Below are 17,446 nucleotides of genomic sequence, written 5' to 3'. Positions count from 1 at the left end.
ACTGGTCAGGTTCCCGTCACATAGCTGTTACTCCCTCCGTCGACGGGACGCAGAAAAGCGAACGGCGTGGCGATCTGCCGACGCAACGGCGTTCAGGCCGGTTGGTACGGCGGCGACTCCGAGCGGATGACCTCGCTCAGGTCGTGCATCTCGTCTTCCAGCAGCATGACGAGGTCGTCCAGTGTGATAATACCCGACAGTTTACCGTCCTCGACGATGGGCATCCGGCGCACGCCGTGTTCGCGCATCGCCTGACAGAGTTCGAAGACGCCGTCGTCGGCGTCGCAGGTAAACACGTCCGTGTTCATCACTTCAGAGGCGGGTGTCGTCTTCGGGTCCTTCCCGGCACCGACGGCGTTGAGGCAGATGTCGCGGTCCGTGACGATGCCGATCGGTTCGTCGTTCTCCTCGATGACGACGCTACCGACCGTCCGGTCGTTCATCAGTTTCGCGAGGTCCTGACAGGACGTGTCTCGGCTCGCTGTCACCAGTTCTTCCTTCGGTCGTACGATGTCCTTGAGGGGCATGGCTATAGTGGCGAGACTCCTCTCGCGGGGGGTCACGACGCGGCCGTCGTAACGCTAGAACTATCGCTCAAAAGAGGCAAATAGCTGAGTGCTCGAAACACGTCCTGTCGCGTCGAACAGTTCGAACGCGTCCGGCGTTCGGCAGTGGTCGACCCGACCGTCCGGGCGACCTCAGCGGTCGCCGAACCGGATGCCGTCCTCGACGAGGCGGGCGTTGCGCTCGCGGTCGAGGCGTTCGGCGAGCCACTCGACCTCGTAGAGCTGGGCGACGAGGTCGGCCTGCAGGTTGCGCCAGGCGATGGCGTAGATCGGCGACTGTCCCCACGCGCGCAGCTCCGGGACGAACTCGTCGTAGGTTTCGTAGTTCTCTTCGAGTTGTTCGAGCGCGTCGGCGACGGCCCCGACGGCCTCCTGTTCGTCTTCTGCCCCTTCTATCGCTCTGTTGATGCTCGCTTCGATCCCTCCGACCGCTCGCATCATGTCCTGCTCTGCGGCCTCGCTTCCCTCCGGCAGCGAGTCGAGAATCGGCTGTGGGACGCCGAGTGAGATCTCGTCCATGTCGGCGAGATTGGTCCCACCGGACAAAAAAGCGTGGGAGGGCCGACCGCTCGGCGTCGACGGTCAGACGCTGATCTCGGACGGCAGCCCTCTCGGGACGACCAGGAGACCGACGCCACAGAGCGCAAGCAGGTTTAGCGCGGCGAGCAGGAGGAACCCCCCGGTGTAGCTGCCCGTAACGTCTCTGAGCGCGCCGGTGACGGCGGGGACGACGAGCGCCGCCACGTTGCCGGCGGCGACCATCGTCGCGATGGCCGTCCCCTCGCGGTCGGTCGCGGCCGCGGCGAGCGCGTAGGTCGCCCCGAACGGCAGCGACACCGCGACCATCGCGAGCAGCGGGAGGACGAGCACGAGCGTCGTCCCCGACCCGACTGCGAGTGCACCGAACCCGAGCGCCGCGACCGCCGTCGACCCGGCGACGAGCCCCTCGTCACTCACGGGCCACGTCCACACCGCGGTGCCGCCGACGGTCCGGCCGACCGTCGCCATCACTAACACCACGGCGTTCAACGGGGCGACCACGCCTAGATCGGCGTAGTAGGCCGTGATGAACGTCGAGAGCGTGACGTACGAGGAAATGATCGCGACGTAGCAGAGCGAGGCGACGGCGACGACCGGATGGGTGAGGACGCTCCGGACCGATGCCGTCGCGGTCGATGTCGTCGCCGGAGCCGTCGCGTCGGTGTCCCGGTGCCGCCACACCAACGCGAGTCCGGGCAGCGCCAGCACCGCTCCGAAGGCGTTCAGCCCGAGCGGGAGGGAGACGAGCGTCGGCGCAGAGAGGAAGCCGAGGGCACCGCCGAGCGTGAGCATCCCGCCGTAGATGCCCTGCTCGCGCGTCGCCGTCCCGCCCGTCGCGAGTCGTGATATCTGTGTCGCCCCCACGCTCAGGACGAACCCGCCCGTCAGCCCCCACAGGAAGCGGAGGGCGAGGAGCGCCTCGAACGTCGCGACGAGGTCGAGCGCCACGGCGAGTATCGCGTGGACGACCGTCCCCCAGAGCAACAACCGCGTCGCCGACCGGCGGTCGAGCAGTCGACTCGTCGGGGCCTGTGCGACCACGAACGCGCCGAGCGCCGCGCTCATCAGCAGACCGAACGCGGTGAACCCCACGTCCAGCGTCTCCATGAGCGCGTCGGGCACCGCCGCGTAGGCGAAGAGCACGTAGCCGACGGTGCCGACGACGAGATGGGGCGCGAGTCGGAGGCCGCGGGAGACGCTCATCGGGAGACGACCTACTTCTCCTCGACGTGGCGGACTTCAGCGGCGATGCCGCGCGTCGACCCGGCCATCTCCGGGCCGGACATCTCTGCACGGCCGACGGCGAACGCCTTCGGCCCCTCGACGACCACCTCGTCGCCGACGCGGATGTCGGCGTCGGCGTCGACGACGCCCGGTGCGAGCACCGACCCGTGAGGCGCGAAGTTGTCGATCTCGACGCGCTTCGTCGGGGCGTCGCTCTCGACCCAGTGTCTCGCGCCTTTCAGCGTGAAGGAGAGCACGCCGTACTGTGGCACCATCGCGGCGAGCTGGTCGCCCTCCTGGTTCCTGATCTGCAGCTTCGGATACCGACTCGTCGTCCGAATCTCGCTGTCCTGCCAGAGGGCGTCGCCCGCACCGTCGCCGAACTGGTAGTCGGCGATGGCTTTGATCGTGTTGTACTCCCGCTCGCGCTTCGTGAACTTCAACTCGCCGTCGAGCGTCGACATCAGGTTGCCGATAGACTCGGTCGTCGTCGGATGGTCCTCGACGGTGTACTCGAACTCCAGCCCCAACTCGCTCTCGACGCGCTCGCAGATGTCGCGGTAGCCGTGCTCCGGCACGTGTGCGACGACACGCGGATACTCGTTGCGCTGGAGGTAGCGTTTCAGCACCTCGGCGACGAACTCCTTCTCGTCTTCCGACCAGCGACCCGTCACGACGGAGTCGTAGTGCTGCGCCGGGTAGGTGAGTTCGAGCTCCTGCGGGACGACGCCGATAGGCGACGTCATCGAGACGGTGTGGGCGCGGAACTGGATGGCGTCGTGGTACTGCGCGTGGCTCTGTGACTCGCTGTAGGGTTTCTTCGCCGAACAGGGGACGAGCACGAGCGGGTTCTGGAACCGATTCTTGTACCGGTTCGTCACGCGCTCGGCGAAGCGCTGGATCTCGACGCGGCGAACGGAGTCCGACGTCGCCGCGGCGAGTTCGGTGTCGCGGATGACCGGCGTGCGCTCCTCGAGATAGCCGTACTGCTGGTCGAGTTCGCGGAAGGCGGCGGTGAGCCACTGGTCGTGGCGGGCCTGCCCCTCGATGTAGTCGCGGAGGCGGCCGTCGCGGATGCGCCGCCGGACGACGGCGAGTTCCGTCCGCAGCGCGTTGGCGTTGTGTTCGGCGCAGTCGCGTCGCGTGAACTCCTCGCGCGACGTCTGACAGGCCGCACAGGAACAGGGCAGTTCGTCGAGGTCCTCGAGGAAGTACTCGTTCTCGCTGGTGAGGTACCTCCCTTCCAGCCCCTTCACGCGGGCGAGTTTGGCGTCGAGGAGGTCGACGCCGGCGTAGACGAGCGTCGCGGCGTTCAGCGGCGTCGCCACACCCGAGAGGTAGAGCGCGGTGTCCGCCGGGAGCGACTCCTTCGCTCGGACGATCGCGTCTTTGAACGCGGCGGCGTGGCCGACGAACCCCTGCGAGTCGGAGAGCACGTAGGCGTCGGTGCCGACGTCGCGAGCGGCGTCGCTGGCGACGACGGCGGCGCTCGGGTAGTCGACGTCCGGATAGTCGACCCGGAACGACTCCTTGACCTCGTCGGCGGTGCCGGCGGGGAACGCCCGGTGCGGGAGGACGGTGAGCACCGAGTCGTCGCCCGCCGGAACCTCGCGCTTCTCGCTCCAGAGACTGCCGGCGTCCTCGACGTGGTCGTCCGCGAGCGCCGGCGTCGTCACCGGCGACGAGAGGCGGAGTTCGCCGATGCGGGCCGCCCCGTCCCGCGAGAGAACCTCGAAATAGTCGGTCATATGGGGGAGTCGGCGACGAAGGGTGAATTATCTTCCCTTGTCGCTGCGACCGCCGCGGTCGTTCTCCGGTCGCCCGAGTGAGACTTTTGCATCGTCCGCGCGTAGAAGACTCATGGTACAACAGAGCACGGTCGAGTTCGCGGGCGTCTGGTCGCCCGAGGAGGTCGACCGATTCCTCACCGAGACGACCGTCCCGATTCGACTCGCCTGTCGGACGCCGCGCGACGACCTCTGGATGCTCTCGCTGTGGTACGAGTACGAAGACGGCGAGTTCCGGTGTGCGACGGGAGCGGACGCCGACATCGTCGAGTTCCTTCAGTCGACCGCCGACGTCGCCTTCGAGGTGTCGACGAACGAGGCCCCCTACCGCGGCGTCCGTGGCCGCGGGACGGCGTCGCTCGGCCCCGACCACGACAAAACGCAGTTGAAGACGCTGCTCGACCGCTATCTCGGCGGCACCGACAGCACGCTCGCCGAGTCGTTACTCGCGCCGGACCGCGAGGAGGTCAAGATCCGCATCACGCCGGAGAAGCTCTACAGTTGGGACTTCTCCCAACGGATGAGCGAGTTCGACGACGCCTGAGAGAACGGAAGACTTACTGTCGGATGAGAGACACGGCCACGCATGGCCCTCCCCCGTCCGCTCGCGCGTCTCTTCACACCCCACCGTGCGTTCGACGGTGACTCGACCCCGCTCTCGGTGGCCGTCGGCATCGTCCTTCTCGTCGCCGCCGCCAGCGCCGTCAGCCTCTCGATGGCTGCGACGCCCATCGCCGCCGCCGTCGACGGCACCGTCACCGTCGACAACCCGAGTCGACCGTCCGAGTTCGTCTGTGAGCCGAGCACCGACGACGCCATCGAGTGGAACGACGAGACGCCCGAGTCCTGTACGCAGCCGAAACAGCTCGAACGGCCGCTCGCCGGCTACGCACAGAGTGCAGTTTCCGGACTCGCCGTCCCGGCGTTCGTCTCGGTCGTCTCCGCGTGGCTGCTCTCGACCGCGTGGCTGTTCGCGTTCGGCGGCGACCGCGAGAACGGGTCGCTGGCGACGCTCGCCGGCGACACGTCGTGGGCGCTCGTGCCGTTGCTGGTGCCGGCGGCGGTCAGGCCGTTGCTCCTCGGACGGACGGCCGAACGCCACCAGTACGGTGGGACCATCGAGTCGGTCGAGGCGACCGCTCGGAGCGCCGCAGCCGGTGCACCGCTCGACCCGTTGTTCGTCGTCTCGGCGGTCGCGCTGCTCTGGAGCGGCGGCATCCTCGCCGTGATCCTCCAGCGACGACGCGACGCGACTCGCACGGAGGCCGCTGTCGTCGCCGCCGTCCCCGTCGTCGCCGTCCTCGTCGCCTCGTACGTCCAGAACCCGAGTCCGGAACCGGAGCTGACGGCGGTCGGATCGCTGTTCCTCCTGTTCGGGCTCCTCTACGCGCTGTTCCCGGTGCAACTCATCCGGTTCAACGCCCGGTTCGAACTCATCGGCTTCCGGGGCGACGTCGAACCCGAAGACTGGTACGTGGCACTCCACCGGTTCGGTGGCCTGCTCGCGGCGTGTGTCGGCTTTCTGATCACTGCTGCGCCGACGCTGCTCGTCTGAGTGCGGGGCGACGTCGTCCGGCCGCCGTCGCTCCCGCCACTACTGTCGCCAGCACGGCGTCACTCCTCGGCGTCGGCGTGACGGGGGCTGGCGAGATTTTCCAGCGCGACGCCGTCGGGGAGCGATTCGAGCGCGACGTCCGGCCAGTCGTCGTGTGCCAGCGTGACCGTCACGTCGGGGTTGGCGTCGACGAGGCGTGAGACGCCGTCGGCGGCGGCGAGATAGGCGTCGGTGTCGACGCGCTCTGGGACCTCGGCGGTGAGCGGGTAGGTCTCCGAGAGCGCGCGGGGGAACGGTCCGAACGGCGGGACGACCCGCCAGACGGCGTCGTAGTCGTGCTCCTTCGGCGTCCCGCCCTCCGTGAGCAGCACCGTCCCGTCGAGCGAGAGGCGGTCGAGTCGGTCGTGATGCCGAAGCACCTCGGGCCGGCGGGCGCTCTCGTCCGAGAGGTAGAAGAACGACCCCTTCGAGACGGGGTCCTCGCGTTCGAGCTGGTCGGCGTGCTCCAACAGCGCGCGGTAGCCGTCGAGCATCGCCGGGTGGCCTCGTGCGCGCGTCTCGACCAGTTCGAGTAGGTTGCCCGAGCGGATCGCCTGCTTGATGCGACGGATCTCCTCGAAGGTGACGTGGAGGTTGTGCTCGGCGAGCAGTCGCTCTCTCGTCTCCTCGTCGAAGCCGCGGACGTCTTCGGGCGTGTGTTCCGCACAGACCGGACACGAGCAGGGGAAGTAGTCGAGCTCTTCGAGATGTTCGGTGCTCTGGACGGTCAGATACCGGCCGTCGCGAGCGTAGAGCGCATACGCGGCGGAGTCGAACAGGTCACAGCCCATCGCGACGGCGAGCGCGAACATCATCGGGTGGCCCGCGCCGAACAGATGGACTGGACAGTCCGCGCCGAGCCCGCGCTTCGCGCCGGCGACGACGTCGACCATGTCGTCGTAGCGGTAGGCGTTCATCAGCGGGACGACCGCGCCGACGGGGAACACGTCGAGGTCCGTCGCGTCGGCGTGCCGCCCGGCGCGTTCGCGGAGGTCCGGATACGTCGACCCCTGGACGGGCGCGTTGACGAGCATGTCGCCGGTGTCGATGGCCTCGGCGTCGGCCAGCGCCTCCTGGGTGATCTCGAGATCCGTCTCGGCCTGTTCGCGGGCGACGTCCGGCGGCGTCGGAATGTCGACGGGCGTCCCGATGTCCGAGCCGACGTCCAGTTGGAACTGGATGATCTCCTCGGTCGTCACCTCGATCTCGCCGTACTCGGCGAGTTGGAACGATCCGGAGTCGGTCATGATCGCCCCCGAGAAGTCGAGCAGTTCGTGGAGGCCGACGTCGAGCGCCCGCTCGCGCAGGTCGTCGGTCTGGCGGATGATGTAGGAGTTGGTGATGAGGATCTCCGCGCCGAACTCGTCTTCGAGTCGGGCGGGAGAGATAGTCTGCAGATTCGGGTTGACGACGGGCAGGAGCGCCGGCGTCTCGACGGTGACGCCGGCTCGCGGGACGGTCAGCCGGCCGATGCGGCCGCCGACGTCGCCGTCGCGTATCTCGAAACAGTCGCGCATGGGCTGGATTTCCGGTCACGAGCGGTAAGAGTTGCGTTCGACCGGCACAGTATCGGCCGGGCGAAGGGTTGCGTTCGACCGGCACCGAAGCGCCCGGACTCGCTATCGGTCTGCCGACCCCAGCCGCCCGACGCCGTCCTCGGCCAGCCAGCGGAGGAACCGCTCGACGGTGTCCGGGTCGGGCGTCCGGTGGACGGCGGCCGTCTCCTCGTCGCCGACGTGGATGCTGACGCCGGTCGGCGCGATCGCGTGGAACGCGTCCTCGTCGGTGGTGTCGTCACCGAGGTACATCGTCGTCCACGTCTCGGGGACGTCCTCGCGGAACAGCGACACCGCCCGTCCCTTGTCCCACGGGACGGCCGGAGCGAGTTCGACGACCGCCTTCCCCGTCGAGACGTGGATGCGGTCCGGTGCGATCTCCTCGACGACCTCCTCGACCGCCGCCCGGATCTCGGGGACGGCGTTGAAGTCGGCCTGCCGGTGGTGAACCGTCGCCGTGACGCCTTTGTTCTCGATCAGACAGCCCTCGACGTCGCCGACGCGGTCCTCGACCGCCTCACAGACGGCCCGTATCTCCGAGGCCTGGCGCTCGGCGACGGGGTGGACGGTGGTCTCGCCGTCGTGGGCGAGTTCGAGTCCGTGGTTGCCGGCGTAGGAGACGCCGTCGAGGTCGACGCGCGACCGCAGGTCGTCGAGCGCGCGGCCGCTGACGACGGCGACGGCGACGTCCTCACGTCCGGCGAGGCTCCGGAGCGACTCGCGGTTCCCCGGGCGCATCTCCGGCGCGTCCGGGTCGGCGACGATGCCGGTGAGCGTCCCGTCGAAGTCGGTACACAGGAGCAGCCCCTCGGCGTCGGCCAACTGGTCGCCGACGGCCGCTTCGAGCGCCCGGAGTTCCGACTCGCGTTCGACGGGGTCGAGGTCGCTGTCGGCGTCCGTGTCGATACTGTCAGGGTCGGCGTCCGCGTCGGGAGCGTCGTCGCTCATCGTTTACTTCTCGGTGTCTCGCCGGTGTTTGACGTCCCGTGCCGTCGAGAGGCTGTCTCGCAGCCACGCGAACAGGTCGTACTGTTCGACCCGCTGTCGCATCCGCCGCATCCGTTCGCGGCGTTCGGACTCGTCCATCGTGAGTGCGTACTGGAGTTGCTCGACAAAGTCATCGACGTCGTGTGGGTTGATCGTCACCGCGTCGTCGCCGAACTCCTCGTGTGCGCCCGCCTGATCCGAGAGGACGAGGACGCCGTCTTCGTCGCGCTGGGCGGCGACGTACTCCTTGGCGACGAGGTTCATTCCGTCGCGGAGCGGACTGACGAGCGCCACGTCGCTGTGTCGACAGAGCCCGTACAGATCGGTCTCGGGGAGCATCTCCTCGGTGTAGACGATCGGGGTCCAGTCGTCGGTACCGAAGCGACGGTTGATTCGGGTGACTGCCTCCTCGACCTCCTCCTGGAGCTCTCGGTAGTCCGAGATGCGCGAGCGACTCTCGCTTCCCTTCTGGAAGAAGGTGAGCTTCTCCCGCCACTCGGGGTGTTCCTCCCACAGTCGCGCGAGCGCGTCCAGACGTTCGGGGATCCCCTTGGTGTAGTCGAGACGGTCGATCCCGACCGCGAGCTGGACGTCGTCGCCGATGCCGTAGGACCGTCTGAACTCCTCGAACCACTCCTCGTCTGCGTCGGCGCTCTTCGAGGTGATCTCGTCGTAGTCGATGCTCAGCGGGAACGACTCGACGTGGGTGGTGTGTCCGTCGTGCCGGACGCGTTTCTGGTCGCGGTCGACGAAGGCGTTCTCGAACGCTTCGTCGACGCAGTCAAGGAAGTTCTCGCAGTACCAGTCGGTGTGGAACCCGAGCAGGTCGTTGCCGAGCAGCCCGGCCAGCAGCTCCTCGCAGTTCGGCAGCGACCGGAACGTGTCCCAGCCCGGCCACGGGATGTGCCAGAAGTGCATGAGGAAGGCGTCGGGCAACCCCTCGCGAACCATCTGCGGGGCGAGTCCGAAGTGGTAGTCCTGGAACCAGACGAGCGAGTCGTCGTCGTACTCGTCGACGACCGCCTCCGCGAACGTCTCGTTGACGTCGCGGTACTGCGTCCAGAACTCGTCGGCGAACTCCGTCTTCCACATCCCACCGTGACAGAGTGGCCAGAGCACCTGATTGCTGTACCCGTAGTAGTAGTCGTCGACCTCGTCTTCGGTGAGCCACACTCGCCGCAGCGTGTACGCCTCGGACTCCGGTGGGACGCGGACGCGGTCGTGTTCGTCGACGACGTCGGAGTCGGCGTCGCCGTCACCCCACGCGATCCACGTCCCGTCGGTCTCTTGCATGACGGGATCGATGCCGGCGGTGAGCCCGCCGGCCGGCCGGTCGACGGTGATCGACCCATCTTCGTCGTAGCTGTGTTTGTACGGTTGTCGGTTCGAGACCACGAGCAGGGAGTCGCCGTCGAGAACCGTTTCGGCGTCGTCGGACATGTCGTCGTTGGGAACCATCGCTTTGTGAACTCAGTTGGAGAGGGCTACGAAGCAATCACACAAAGGGATGCGGGCCAAACCTGTTGGAGACCGTCTGTCTGCACCGATTAACCATGTTCGATATCCAAGTTCGACCGACTATCTCCCGACGCTCGTTCGTGTTCGTGAACACAGATCCGCCGCTCGTGGAAAACGACCGGCGACGGGGAGGAGCCGACGCGAGGTCCGACGGGCGACGGTCGCGAGCGGGTCAGGAGCCGAGTCGCTCGGCGAACTGCTCGACGGTGTCGTTGAAGACGGCCGTGTTGTCCAGATTCGACAGGTGGCCGGCGTCGGGGACGACGGTCGTCGTCGCGTCGTCGATGCTCCGTGCCAGTCGTCTGTTCTGGGCGACGACCGCTTTCGCCTCGTGGTCGCCGTACAGCAGCAACGTCGGCGCGGTGATGTTCTCGACGTCGCGGGGGTCGGCGTCGTAGAGCGCGTCGAACACCTTGATGAACTCGGTGATCGGGAACCGGTCGACCTCCGAGAGCGCGTACTCGCGGACGTCGTCGTCAAGTGCGAGCCACGCGGAGCCCTCGACGGCCCGGACGCTCTGCAGCAGCATCCGGAACGAGGCTCCCGAGCCGAGCATACGGAACGTGGGGTAGATCGACAGTTTGGGGAAGAGGAACTGTTTCTGCAACTGCGTCATCGGCACCGGCGGCAGCGACTCGACGGTAGCGGCGAGCACCAACCCCGCGAGGTCGTCGTCGGTCGTCGCGGCGTAGGTCCGAGCGACCAGACCGCCGAGCGACAGCCCACAGAGGATCGGAGCGTCGACGTCGAGCGCCGCCATCGTCTGCTGGAGGTCGTCGGCGAACAGTTCGATGGTGTAGTCGCGTTCGCCGGTCGCGCCGGTCTGTCCGTGCCCCCGAAGGTCGACGGTCACGACGCGGTAGTCGTCTGCGAAGTGGTCGATCTGTGGTCGCCACATCGACCCCGAGAGCCACCCGCCGTGGACGAAGACGATGGTCTGGCGGTCGTCGCCGTCGCCGTCGCCGTAGACGGCCGTATGAAGGGGAACGTCTACGATCGATCGGCCGTCGTCGAGAGCGTCGGCGTTCGGAGCGTCGGAACCGGGTGGGGTCGGACTCATCGTCATAACAGCATCGCCGCAGACTGTTCAATACTTGGGCCGTAGGTGATCACCACGTAGAGCAGCGAGAACAGCGTCGCGTTGTACGCGCCGTGGATGAGCGACGGGACGACGATGTTGTTCGTGTACTCGTAGGCCGCACCGAAGACGAGACTCGGGAAGAACAGGATGGCGATGGTGGTGAACCGGGCGGCCGACGGCCCCGAGAGCGCGACGTAGTGGATGACGGCGAACAGCGTCGCCGAGATGACGATCGCCGGCGCCGGGCTGAACGCTTCGCGGAGGCGACGCTGGACGATGCCGCGGAAGAGAATCTCCTCGCCGGGACCGATGATGAGGAACGACGCCGGGATGAGCACGAACAGGATCTCGGGCGTCTCCTGAGCCATCTGGGCGGTCGTGTTCTGGGCGGTCGGGGTGCCGAGCGCCTGGATCACGACGCCGGCGACGGTGACGAGACCGAACGCGGCGAGATAGCCGCCGAAGACGACGAGGAGGTCCCGAAGCGACGGGACGCGGACGCCGATGTAGTCCAGCGAGAGTCCGCGGTACTGCAGGTAGCCGAGGGCGACGCCGCCGAACGAGAGATACTGGTTGACGAACAGCATCACGACGATGGTCGCGACGGCCGAGAGCTGGACTCCGGTGAGCTGTATCCCGGTCGCGACTGCCAGTACGAGGACCAACGAGACGAGGATGCCCGCGAGTCCGGCACCGACGCCGACCCCGAGGGCGCGCAGTTTCGAGGACTGCGTGACGTTCGACATACCACCACTCAGGGCCGCCGGTGTCAAATCGGTTCCGTCCGCGGAGAGCCGCGGCGACGGACTCCGTCGGTCTCGGCGACGCGCCTCAGCGCTCGGTCAGCTCGTACCGCATCACGCCGACCGCGGTCCGGCCGTCGACGACGCCGTTCGCGTCTCCGTCGCCACCCTCGGCTCTGTCACCCTCATCGTCGGCGTTCTCGCCGCTGACGACGGCGGCCAGCAGACGCTCGTAGTCGGTCGTCCCGACACGGATGCTCTCGTTGAAGTCGAGCTCCTGTTCGCCCGTCGGTTCACAGCCGCGGGCGACGAAGTAGTGGTGGACCGTATTGGCGATGCCGTTTGCGGGTTCGACGGTCGTCAGCGGCTCCATCTCGGCGGCCTCGTACCCCGTCTCCTCGCGGAGTTCGCGGTGGGCTGCCGCCCGCAGGTCGCCGTCTTCGGGTTCGGTCGTCCCCGCCGGCAACCCGCGGTTGACGCGGCCGACAGCCTGCCGCCACTCCTCGATGACGACGACGTCGCCGTCGGCGTCGAACGGCAGTATCACGACCGCCGGCGGCTCGTCGACGTAGTGGTAGTCCGTCTCCGTCCCGTCGGGGAGTCGCACGTCGTCCCGCCGAACGTCGAACCCGGGACAGCGGTAGTCGATGGCCGTGCCCGTCGTCTCCCACGACAGCGGGTCGGGGTCGTCGCTCATGGTCGACCGTCGCCGCGGGCGAGGAAAAGCGGCCCGGTCGGCGGCGGGAGAGGGACCAGTCGGCGACGAGAGACGGGAGGTGGCGACCGTGGCCGTGACCGTCGACGCGCCGCTCCCTCGTTCGCCGCGGGCGTCACATACTGGTGGCTCTCGCCGCAACGTCGAGGCGAGATGCCATCGGAGATGACCGCCTACGTTGTCGAGGAGCACGGCGACCCGGACGTCTTCACCGAGGAGACGGTCGAGGTTCCCGAACCGGCCGCCGACGAGATCCGCGTCGCCGTCTCGGCGAGCAGTCTCAACCCGGTCGACTACAAGATCCGCCGCGGCGATCTGCCCGACTTCACCCCGGCGTTCCCCGCCACGCTCCACTGCGACGTCTCGGGCGTCGTCGACGCCGTCGGCGACGACGTCGACCGGTTCGACCCCGGCGACGAAGTGTACGGGATGCCCGGCGGCGCAGGCCGACAGGGGGCGCTGGCGGAGTTCGTCGTCGGTCACGCGGGGACGTTCGCACACGCACCCGAGACGCTGTCGCTCGAAGAAGCCGCCGCGCTGCCGGTCGTCGCGCTCACCGCGTGGGAGATGCTGGTCGACGAGGCGACGGTCGACATCGACGACGACGTGCTCGTCTACGGCGCCAGCGGCGGGGTCGGCCACGTCGGCGTCCAACTCGCGCGCTGGCTGGGTGCGAACGTCGTCGCGACGGGGTCGACCGAGGAGAAGCGCGCGCTGGCGGCCGACCTCGGCGCGGACGCGACCGTCGACTACACCGACACCGACGTCGAGAGCTACGTCGACGAGTTCACCGACGGCGGGTTCGACACCGTCTTCGACCCGGTCGGCGACGACCACCTCCAGACGTCGTTCGAGGCGGTCCGGCCGTTCGGCACCGTCGTGACGACCGAGTCGAGCTCGACGCAGGACCTCTCGGCGATGCACGCAAACTCCCTCGAGTTGGGCGTCGTGCTCGTCATCCTCCCCGTCCTCCTCGGCGACCGCCAGGAGCGAATCGGCGAGGAACTCGCCGACATCGCCGCGCTCGTCGACGACGGCGCGATCGAACCGCACGTCCACGACCGGTTCGGCTTCGACGAGGTCGCCGACGCGCATCGACTGGGCGAGTCCGGGGGGTTCTCCGGTAAACTACTGTTGGTCAACGAGTGATGTGGGTGACTGTGTCGGCGTCGACCCGTCGCGTCGAACCGCGGGTTGGCGGTCGCTACGTCCGCCGTCGCCGCCGGACGACCTCGCTGAGGTAGAGGCCGCCGCCGCTCAGCACCATCCCGAGAGAGACGAGCGTCAGGAGGACGTGTACCTCCGAGAGCCAGAAGGGGAGCGGGTAGCTGCTCTTGGCCGCTCGAAGCAGCAGCGAGAGGACGGGCACCTCGTTCGTCTCGCCGGCGTTCTCGTCGGCCTCGTAGCGCTGTCCGCCGACCGTCTCGCCCTCGGGGAGGCGTTCGGCCTCGTAGGGGACGAGCGGCGTCTGGTAGCTCCAGACCGTCGCACCCGACTCGTTGACTTCGACGATGCGACTGTTCAGCGAGTCGGTGATCAACGTGTTGCCGTTCTCGAGGCGGTCGGCGTCCCGCGGCCAGCGGAAGTCGACCTCCTCGGCCGACGACAGCGACCACGCTATCTCCCACTCGCCGGACTCGTTCGAGCGGTGAAGTTCGACGACGCGGTCGTTCTCGCTGTCGGCGACGAGCACCGCGCCGTCGCCGAGCCACTGCGGGTTGTGTTGTCGCTCCAGCAACGCGGGGTCGCCACGGCGGTCGCCGTCGTTCGGGGTCGGATCCTCGTTTATCACCTCGACGACCTCTGCGTCGTGCTTCCCCTCGCCGCGTTCGACGACGAGCAGCTGGTTCGCGTTGCGGACCGAGACCAGATACCGGTTCTCGCCGACGACGTCGACGTCGTTGATGTGGAGCCAGTCGGTCCGCGTCGGGTCGGGCGGGGCCTCGTAGAAGCTGCTGGCGTTCCACTGCCAGGTCACCTCGCCGTCCTTCACGGTGAACACGCGTTCGGCGTCCATGTCGGTCACGAGATACTCGCCGGAGGAGAGCTTCTCGACGTCGTGGACCTCGCTGTTGCTGCGCGTGCGGACCGGGAAGCTGTACTCCGCGAGGACCTCGGGGTCGTCGCCGGGTTCGACGATACGGAACCCGGTGCGGGTGCACGGCGAGTCGTAGGGGCCGCAGTCGGTGTACCCGCTGTCCATGAACCCCGCCATCACGCTCCCGTTGTCGAGTTGCGTCACGTCGAAGTAGCTGTCGGCGTCGGCCAACCGCCACTCCATCTCGTCGCCCGACACGAGATAGACGCTGCCGTCCTCGTGAAGCCCCGGACCGCCGCCCTGTGACCCGACGAGCGTCTGTCTCGACTCGTCGCCGTCGGCGACGGCACCGAGCGTCGGTGCCAGCGCCGCGCTGACGAGGAGCGTCACCACGAAGAGGGCGACGCCACCGCCGACCAGTGCCGTCCCTGCAGTGTCTCTCGAAACCATCGACTGTCGACTGAACGGTACCATGTGGCGTGGATAAGCTTTCGGAAAGCGCGTTGACAGACCGCCCGACCGTCTCGTCTCCGCCCTCCGCCACGCGGTAGGGCCGACTGGCGAACACGTCTATGTGACTGGCGAACGCTGCTACTAGTATGCACATCGCACGCCACGACTCCGGCGTCGGCGGCGCGCTCCGCGCGCTCGCCTCCCAGATCCACCCGGTGTTCATGCTCCCGCCGGTGGCCGCGTCGGCGTTCGGCGCAGTCCTCGCCGGACTGACGGCCCCCGGACTGGCGCTGCTCCACGTCGCGACGGCGTTCGTGGCGCTCTACACGGCTCACGTCAAGGACGGCTACGTCGACTTCTACGGTCGCGGCGAGGACGACGACCACCCGTTGACGGCCGCCGGCTGTCGATTCGCGTTGGCGGGGTCGACGGCGCTGTTCTTCACCGGGTTGCTCGCCGTCGGCGTACTCGTCGGGCCGGTCGCCGCGCTGCTCACCCTGCCGGGGTGGCTGTTCGGCTACCTCCACGCGCCACACCTCGACATGAACCCGGTGACGGCGACGATGGGCTACCCGACCGGCATCGGCTTCGCGCTCGTCGGGGGGTACTACGTCCAGGCGGAGTCGCTGTCGGCCTCGGTGGTGGCGTTCGCCGTCGTCTTCGTCACTATCCTCTCGGGCATCAAGATCATCGACGACTCGAAGGACTACGAGTACGACCGCTCTATCGACAAACGAACCGTCGCGGTCGTCCTCGGCCGACGACGGGCGCGGACGACGGCGTTCGCGGTCATGACGCTCGGACTCGTCGCCGCCGTCGGGTTCGTGCTCGTCCGAGCGTTCCCGCCGAGTGCGGTGGCCGCCCCGCTGGTCTTCGGCGTCGTCGCCGCCTTCGCCGCCCGTGGCGACGACGAACTCGCCACGATGCTCCTCATCCGTGGCTCGTACGTCTTCCTCGCCCTGCTCGTCGTCGCGGTGTGGTTCCGGCCGCTGACGTGACTCGGCGGCAGCTCCCGACCGTTTCGTCCGGCCCGCTGCTAACAGGTTTTTACTCGTCGGCGACGAACGCGGCGTATGGTACCCGACATCGGCGTCTTCGGCCCGTACACGTATCTGGCGACTGAACTGCTCTGGGGGACCGTCGCGTTCGTGTTGGTCTCCTACGCCGACGTGTGGCGGGAGGCGGTTCGAACCGTCGCCGTCCTCTACCCCTTCGCCTACCTCTGGGACTGGTACACGCTGGAGGTGGGCGTCTTCGCCATCCCGCTGCGGACGGGCGTCGAGTTCCTCGGCATTCCGATCGAGGAACACATCTTCATGCTCGTCGTCCCGGCGATGGTCGTCGGCACTCACGAGACCATCCGAACGCTCGCGGACGACGAGTAGGGGTCGTTCGCGCCCACGAGGAAGAGGCTCGTTTGCGCCCACGAGGCACGACACCTGATCGCACGGCTCGGGGACTCTCGAAGGGAAAGACGGTTATCCGTCGGGGACTAACCCGGAGGCAAGCGTGCCCTCTACCGAACTGATGACGAAGCAAGCCGACACCGATCCGTACGACCTCGACCTGCCGAGCGAGTGGTGCTACACGGTCGAGGGCGGCCGCGTCGTCTACGAGAACGAGGCGTCGACCGTCCGCGTCTCGATCACCGAGTTCTCCCGCCATCTGCAGGTCTACTGGTGGGTCGACGTGTTCACCCGCGAGGAGACGGACGCAGAGTGGACGAAACGGGAGGCGGGTCTCGGCGACTCGTTCCGCGATCCCGACGACGCCGTCCGCGTCGCGGAGGTGCTCGTCGAGTCCGTCAAGGACGGCGACGACTTCACCGAACTCCCGGTCAGCGACGTCGTCTGAGTCCGTCCCTGTTCTCGTCGTCGTTCTCTGCGTGACGAGCGACGGCCTCGCTCACGTCGTTCGCTGGATCGCGCGGAGGTCGACCTCGCCCATCTCGCTGAAGACGCGGAGCCGGGAGCCGCCGCGGTTGAGTTGTCCCGAGACCGCGCTTCGGTCGGCCCGCAGCCCCGAGAGCGCGAGGTTCGACGAGACGCGTCCGCCCGACTCCGCGAGCAGGTCGAGGTCCAGGTCGTCGGCGACGCCGACGGCGACGCTCCCCATCCCGGTGCCGACGTCGACGTCGCCGCGGAGCCCGAGCAGATCGACCGTCACCTCGCTCAGCTCCGTGTAGACGTGGTCGAGTCCCGTCACGTCCGTGGCTTCGATAGTGCCCAGACTCGACGTCAGCGACAGGTAGCCGTCGACGTTCGAGGCGACGATCCGAAGGACGCCCTCAGTGAGCGTCGTGCCGACCGTGACGGCGTCGAGCCCGCGCCGTCCGGTCTGCGACCGCTTGTCGATCCGAACCGCCACCGCGTCCGTCGCGGTTCCGCGGACGCTCACGCGGCCGACGGCGTTCCGCACCTCGATCGACCGAACGTCGTCGGAGGGGAACGACTCGGCAGTCGACTCCGCGACGTCGTCGCCGAACCCTCGCCCGAGACAACCCGCGATCGCCCCGACCGCAAGCACCGCCCCGGTGCCGAGAAACGCTCGTCTGCTCCCGCTGTGTCGTGTCGTCATCGACCGATAGAGACGCGAAAAGAGGAGATAAACCGTTGCAGAACTGTGCTTCTGTGTGCGATCGCGT

18 protein-coding genes are annotated in these 17,446 nt (G+C 67.9%); 6 read left to right on the top strand and 12 right to left on the bottom strand.

Annotation, left to right across the window (positions count from 1 at the left end):
* Positions 1–92: 92 nt before the first annotated feature.
* The 4 genes from BSG17_RS01485 to arcS all read right to left on the bottom strand — a co-directional run bounded on the left by BSG17_RS01485 (position 93) and on the right by arcS (position 4,078).
* Positions 93–527: a CBS domain-containing protein gene (locus BSG17_RS01485; RefSeq protein WP_089820693.1), complete on the bottom strand. Its 435-nt coding sequence runs from the start codon at positions 525–527 to the stop codon at positions 93–95.
* Positions 528–698: 171 nt separating this feature from the next.
* Positions 699–1,085: a DUF7971 family protein gene (locus BSG17_RS01480; RefSeq protein ID WP_089821007.1), complete on the bottom strand. Its 387-nt coding sequence runs from the start codon at positions 1,083–1,085 to the stop codon at positions 699–701.
* Between the two features lie 63 nt (positions 1,086–1,148).
* Positions 1,149–2,309 (bottom strand): MFS transporter, encoded by a 1,161-nt coding sequence (locus BSG17_RS01475; protein WP_089820692.1) that lies wholly within the window; start codon positions 2,307–2,309, stop codon positions 1,149–1,151.
* 11 nt (positions 2,310–2,320) lie between these two features.
* The gene (arcS, locus tag BSG17_RS01470; RefSeq protein ID WP_089820691.1) at positions 2,321–4,078 is read right to left on the bottom strand and encodes an archaeosine synthase subunit alpha; all 1,758 of its coding nucleotides are present in this window, start codon (positions 4,076–4,078) and stop codon (positions 2,321–2,323) included.
* 112 nt (positions 4,079–4,190) lie between these two features.
* Here arcS and BSG17_RS01465 point away from each other — a divergent pair, with 112 nt between their 5' ends.
* Positions 4,191–4,661 carry a pyridoxamine 5'-phosphate oxidase family protein gene (locus BSG17_RS01465; protein ID WP_089820690.1) on the top strand — a complete coding sequence of 157 codons (471 nt, stop codon included), beginning with the start codon at positions 4,191–4,193 and terminating at the stop codon, positions 4,659–4,661.
* Positions 4,662–4,703: 42 nt separating this feature from the next.
* Entirely contained in the window at positions 4,704–5,672 is a 969-nt protein-coding gene (locus tag BSG17_RS01460; protein WP_089820689.1) for a DUF6199 family natural product biosynthesis protein, read from the top strand.
* 59 nt (positions 5,673–5,731) lie between these two features.
* On the opposite strand, the gene tgtA is transcribed toward BSG17_RS01460, so the two are convergent.
* The 6 genes from tgtA to BSG17_RS01430 form a co-directional block, all read right to left on the bottom strand.
* The gene (tgtA, locus tag BSG17_RS01455) at positions 5,732–7,228 is read right to left on the bottom strand and encodes a tRNA guanosine(15) transglycosylase TgtA (RefSeq protein WP_089820688.1); all 1,497 of its coding nucleotides are present in this window, start codon (positions 7,226–7,228) and stop codon (positions 5,732–5,734) included.
* Between the two features lie 102 nt (positions 7,229–7,330).
* A complete protein-coding gene (gene otsB / locus BSG17_RS01450; RefSeq protein ID WP_089820687.1) occupies positions 7,331–8,215 on the bottom strand; it encodes a trehalose-phosphatase in 885 nt (294 codons plus the stop codon).
* A gap of 3 nt (positions 8,216–8,218) precedes the next feature.
* Entirely contained in the window at positions 8,219–9,712 is a 1,494-nt protein-coding gene (locus BSG17_RS01445; protein ID WP_089820686.1) for an alpha,alpha-trehalose-phosphate synthase (UDP-forming), read from the bottom strand.
* Positions 9,713–9,944: 232 nt separating this feature from the next.
* Positions 9,945–10,832, bottom strand: a complete 888-nt coding sequence (locus BSG17_RS01440) for an alpha/beta fold hydrolase (protein WP_170864682.1) — start codon at positions 10,830–10,832, stop codon at positions 9,945–9,947.
* Between the two features lie 2 nt (positions 10,833–10,834).
* Positions 10,835–11,599, bottom strand: a complete 765-nt coding sequence (locus BSG17_RS01435; RefSeq protein WP_089820684.1) for a CPBP family intramembrane glutamic endopeptidase — start codon at positions 11,597–11,599, stop codon at positions 10,835–10,837.
* Between the two features lie 85 nt (positions 11,600–11,684).
* Positions 11,685–12,293, bottom strand: a complete 609-nt coding sequence (locus tag BSG17_RS01430; protein WP_089820683.1) for an NUDIX hydrolase — start codon at positions 12,291–12,293, stop codon at positions 11,685–11,687.
* A 171-nt stretch (positions 12,294–12,464) separates the two neighbouring features.
* Here BSG17_RS01430 and BSG17_RS01425 point away from each other — a divergent pair, with 171 nt between their 5' ends.
* A complete protein-coding gene (locus BSG17_RS01425; RefSeq protein WP_089820682.1) occupies positions 12,465–13,460 on the top strand; it encodes a zinc-binding dehydrogenase in 996 nt (331 codons plus the stop codon).
* A gap of 55 nt (positions 13,461–13,515) precedes the next feature.
* On the opposite strand, the gene BSG17_RS01420 is transcribed toward BSG17_RS01425, so the two are convergent.
* Positions 13,516–14,799: an aryl-sulfate sulfotransferase gene (locus BSG17_RS01420; RefSeq protein WP_089821006.1), complete on the bottom strand. Its 1,284-nt coding sequence runs from the start codon at positions 14,797–14,799 to the stop codon at positions 13,516–13,518.
* A gap of 149 nt (positions 14,800–14,948) precedes the next feature.
* Between BSG17_RS01420 and BSG17_RS01415 the strand changes: the two genes are divergently transcribed.
* From BSG17_RS01415 to BSG17_RS01405, 3 genes are all read left to right on the top strand, one after another.
* On the top strand, positions 14,949–15,800 hold the full coding sequence (locus BSG17_RS01415; protein ID WP_089820681.1) for a UbiA family prenyltransferase: 852 nt from the start codon (positions 14,949–14,951) through the stop codon (positions 15,798–15,800).
* A gap of 75 nt (positions 15,801–15,875) precedes the next feature.
* The gene (locus BSG17_RS28430; RefSeq protein WP_089820680.1) at positions 15,876–16,187 is read left to right on the top strand and encodes a lycopene cyclase domain-containing protein; all 312 of its coding nucleotides are present in this window, start codon (positions 15,876–15,878) and stop codon (positions 16,185–16,187) included.
* 124 nt (positions 16,188–16,311) lie between these two features.
* Entirely contained in the window at positions 16,312–16,656 is a 345-nt protein-coding gene (locus tag BSG17_RS01405) for a hypothetical protein (protein WP_244531462.1), read from the top strand.
* Between the two features lie 51 nt (positions 16,657–16,707).
* Here the strand turns inward: BSG17_RS01405 and BSG17_RS01400 are convergent, their stop codons facing one another.
* Complete coding sequence (locus BSG17_RS01400) at positions 16,708–17,379, bottom strand: hypothetical protein (protein ID WP_089820678.1); 672 nt, start codon at positions 17,377–17,379, stop codon at positions 16,708–16,710.
* Positions 17,380–17,446: the final 67 nt, after the last annotated feature.

The sequence above is a fragment of the Halogranum amylolyticum genome (assembly GCF_900110465.1).
GTDB lineage: Archaea > Halobacteriota > Halobacteria > Halobacteriales > Haloferacaceae > Halogranum > Halogranum amylolyticum.
This window is presented reverse-complemented; position numbering and strand designations above follow the sequence as displayed.